This is a genomic window from Methylobacterium sp. B1 (assembly GCF_000333255.1).
In the GTDB taxonomy this organism is placed as follows: domain Bacteria; phylum Pseudomonadota; class Alphaproteobacteria; order Rhizobiales; family Beijerinckiaceae; genus Methylobacterium; species Methylobacterium fujisawaense.
Window position 1 is genome coordinate 1 of the sequence record NZ_BACT01000259.1, and the last position, 3,195, is coordinate 3,195.

5 protein-coding genes are annotated in these 3,195 nt (G+C 65.6%); all 5 read left to right on the forward strand.

The features are described from left to right. Window positions 1-401 (forward strand): flagellar biosynthesis regulator FlaF (flaF, locus tag I53_RS07490; RefSeq protein ID WP_251982251.1); only part of this gene is annotated, 401 nt, incomplete at its 5' end. Beyond that, window positions 398-820 carry a flagellar biosynthesis repressor FlbT gene (gene flbT / locus I53_RS07495; RefSeq protein WP_043348585.1) on the forward strand — a complete coding sequence of 141 codons (423 nt, stop codon included), beginning with the start codon at window positions 398-400 and terminating at the stop codon, window positions 818-820. The genes flaF and flbT, both read left to right, overlap by 4 nt. A gap of 45 nt (window positions 821-865) precedes the next feature. Then, window positions 866-1,276 (forward strand): flagellar hook assembly protein FlgD, encoded by a 411-nt coding sequence (gene flgD / locus I53_RS07500; protein WP_043348587.1) that lies wholly within the window; start codon window positions 866-868, stop codon window positions 1,274-1,276. Window positions 1,277-1,644: 368 nt separating this feature from the next. Next, on the forward strand, window positions 1,645-1,926 hold the full coding sequence (fliQ, locus tag I53_RS07505) for a flagellar biosynthesis protein FliQ (RefSeq protein WP_043348590.1): 282 nt from the start codon (window positions 1,645-1,647) through the stop codon (window positions 1,924-1,926). A gap of 159 nt (window positions 1,927-2,085) precedes the next feature. Continuing rightward, the coding region (locus I53_RS07510) for an FHIPEP family type III secretion protein (RefSeq protein ID WP_043348592.1) at window positions 2,086-3,195 on the forward strand (1,110 nt) is incomplete at its 3' end.

Here is a 3,195-nt window from a genome sequence, read left to right on the forward strand (position 1 = left end):
CATCACTGCGGCAACGCTTCAATTCGATAGGCAGATCGGCAATGTACGGCGCGTCCTACGCGGAAGCCTACACGGAAGTCTTGGACGATTCACCCACCCTCGCCCGGGAGCGGGAACGGGCGGCCTTCGATCGGGCCATCGCTCTGATGAAGGAGGCCGAGGCCGCCCCTGCATCGGCGGAACTGCGTCAGGAGGCCATCAGCTTCCTGCAGCGCCTCTGGAGCATGCTCATCGATGATCTCGCCAATCCCGAGAACGCGCTGCCGGCGCAATTGCGGGCGGACCTGATCTCCATCGGATTGTGGAACTTGAGCCAGACCGACCAGATCCTCCGCGGCGATGCGACGGGGTTCGAGGCTCTCATCTACGTCAATACGCTGATCCGCGATGGTCTCCAATGAGCCGCTCGATCAATCTCAGCCTGCGAGGCCAGGAGCGCATCTTCATCAACGGGGCCGTTCTCAGAGTGGACCGCAAGGTCACGATCGAGCTGCTCAACGACGCGACCTTTCTTCTCGAAGCCCATGTGCTGCAGGTCGAGCAGGCGAAGACGCCGCTGCGCCAGCTCTACTTCATCGCCCAGGCCATGTTGATCGATCCCAGCAATGCCGGCCAAGTCCGACAGGCTTACGATAAAGTCGAGCAGACGATCCTGGCTCAGACTCCTGATCGCGCCGTCGTTGCGGCGCTCGCAGCGGCGCGCGACCTCCTCAACCGGGGTCGGCCGTTCGAGGTCCTGCGGATGCTGCGCGGAGTCTTCGAACCGGAAGACGCGCCATCCCGACCGAACTCGAACAGTCTCACTCATCAGGTCGCCTGACGAACCGTCAGGGAATAGGCGCCGAAACCAGACGGAGGTCGAGCCATGTCCATACCGGCAACCCAATCTACGAACCCGTCAACCGCGAATGTCGCGGCCCGAACGGCCCCGGCCGCGAAGCCGTCGACTCTGAACTACGACACCTTCCTCAAGCTCCTCATGGCGCAGATGAAGAACCAGGATCCCACGGCGCCGATGAAATCGACGGATTACATGGGCCAGCTCGCGACATTCTCGCAGGTTGAGCAGAGCGTGAACATGAATAGCAAGCTCGATGCCTTGCTCACCTCCTCGAGTCTGTCCCAGGCCAGCAATCTCATCGGGCACACCGTCACCTCCGCGGACGGATCGGTCACGGGAACAGTCACGTCCGCGCGGGTGACGAAGGACGGCCTGATCGTACATCTCGATAGCGGCCAGGATGTCCCCTACGAATCCGGCCTGACCGTGTCCTAGAACCGTCCCCGGCCTGACGGCAGCCGGTCGGCGGCCCCAATGCCACGGCATGCGCGATCGTTCGACGAGCCGGCATCCGCGTCATCGCAACGTTCGCGGCGATCGCAGTCGACACGCCGGCCTGAACCGCCAGCCGCGGCCCAGCAGGGCGCGGCTTGGACGGGAATCGATGGCGCGCGCGGGCCGCTGCGATCCCGGCAGGCCTCCGATCCGACATCCGCAAGGGCTCGCGGAGGCGATGACGCCGGAGCGTCGGCGCAGACCGAACTCACCCCATCAGACCGAGTCGAGCCCGTCTGCCGGCCAGACGGTTTCCGGCGAACGTCCGCCTCTCTCGAATGCCCCTGCGAGAATCCCCGTCCGGCCCCATGAACGAGATCGACGCCCTTGAACTCGTCCGCGCCGCCATCTGGACGATCATCGTCGCCTCGGGGCCGGCGGTCGGGGCCGCGATGGTGGTGGGGATCCTGATCGCCCTGTTCCAGGCGCTGACCCAGATCCAGGAGGTCACCCTCACCTTCGTCCCGAAGATCGTGGTCGTCCTGCTGGTGATGATCGTCAGCGGCTCCTTCGTGGGCGGCCAGATCTACGCCTTCACCGAGATGGTCTACGGCCGGATCGTGACAGGCTTCCGCGCGGTGTCGGAATGAGCGGCGTCGAAGGCGGAGGGGGGTCTGCGCGCGGCACGTCGGACGCGGCGGCGCGCAAGGCGCGCCGCCCGGGCATCGGAGCCGGGTGCGCGGACTGACGCCATGCAGGCGCAAGCTTGATGATCCAGAAGTCCCATCACGACACGAGGGGGTGAGAGCGTGGCATCGGCCGTACAAGCGCTCGCGCCGGACAGACGAATCCGGCGGGATGTCTGGTTCGCGATCGGCATCATCGCGATCCTCGCGATCCTGTTCCTGCCCGTTCCGGCCGTGCTGATCGATATCGGGCTGGCGCTCTCCATCGCCATCTCGGTGCTGATCCTCATGGTCGCGCTCTGGATCCACAAACCGCTGGAATTCTCGTCCTTTCCCACGATCCTGCTGATCGCGACGCTGCTGCGTCTGGCCCTCGGGATCGCGACGACGCGGCTGATCCTGTCCAACGGGGATGCGGGCGTCGACGCGGCCGGCCACGTCATCCAGGGCTTCTCGCAGTTCGTGATGAGCGGCGACTTCGTGATCGGGCTCGTGGTGTTCGCCATTCTGATCACGGTCAACTTCCTCGTGATCACCAAGGGCGCCACGCGCATCGCCGAGGTCGGCGCGCGCTTCACCCTGGACGCGATCCCCGGCAAGCAGATGGCGATCGACGCCGATCTCTCAGCCGGCCTCATCGACGACAAGGAGGCGCAGCGGCGTCGGCGCGAGCTGGAGGAGGAGAGCGCGTTCTTCGGATCCATGGACGGCGCCTCGAAGTTCGTGCGCGGCGAAGCCATCGCCAGCCTGATCGTCATCGCGGTCAACATCTTCGGCGGCATCATCATCGGCGTCACCCGTCACAGCCTGCCGCTGGGCAAGGCCGCCGACGTCTTCACCAAGCTCTCGGTCGGTGACGGACTCGTCTCGCAGATTCCGGCCCTCATCGTGTCCCTGGCCGCGGGCCTTCTCGTGTCCAAGGGGGGGACGCGCGGAACCGCCGAGCAGGCCGTCCTCGGCCAGCTCGGCGCCTATCCGCGGGCGCTGTTCGTCGCCTCGGGTCTGATGCTGGTCTTCGCGATCCTGCCCGGGATGCCGTTCCTGCCCTTCGCCGTCCTGAGCGTCTTGATGGGCACCATCGCCTATCTGATTCCGCGCCGCCTCGCGGAGGCGCAATCGAAGGTCGATGCCGCGGTGAAGGCCAAGGAGCAACAGCGTCTCCTGGAGCACCANGAGAGCGAGGCCGTGAAGGACTCGCTGAAAACCGCCGAGATCGAGTTGCGGCTGGGCAAG